The sequence below is a fragment of the Staphylococcus pasteuri genome (assembly GCF_030547725.1).
Classification (GTDB): Bacteria; Bacillota; Bacilli; order Staphylococcales; family Staphylococcaceae; genus Staphylococcus; species Staphylococcus pasteuri.
The window spans coordinates 1-272 of sequence record NZ_JAUOQO010000342.1; the positions used below are offsets into that span (position 1 = coordinate 1).

The following is a 272-nucleotide window of genomic DNA, read 5'->3' on the forward strand; positions in this document are numbered from 1 at the left end:
TCACACCATTTAATGATCCTCTAAATCTTGTGGCGCATAAGATCGGACCAGCAATTGCAGCGGGCAATGCGATCATCGTGAAGCCTGCTACAGTAACTCCGCTTAGCGCGCTTCTTCTAGCGGAAGCATTCGACAATGCTGATCTTCCACACGGAGTACTCTCTGTCATTACCGGAAGAGGGAGTGAGATTGGAAACGTGCTTGTGACACATCCTGACGTTCGTATGATTTCATTTACCGGCGGTCTAGAAACAGGTGAACAGATTACACAC

At 48.2% G+C, this 272-nt stretch carries 1 protein-coding gene; it reads left to right on the plus strand.

The genetic code is table 11. The features are described from left to right. Positions 1–272: aldehyde dehydrogenase family protein (locus Q4528_RS13920; protein ID WP_303522177.1), on the plus strand; the 272-nt coding region annotated here is incomplete at both ends.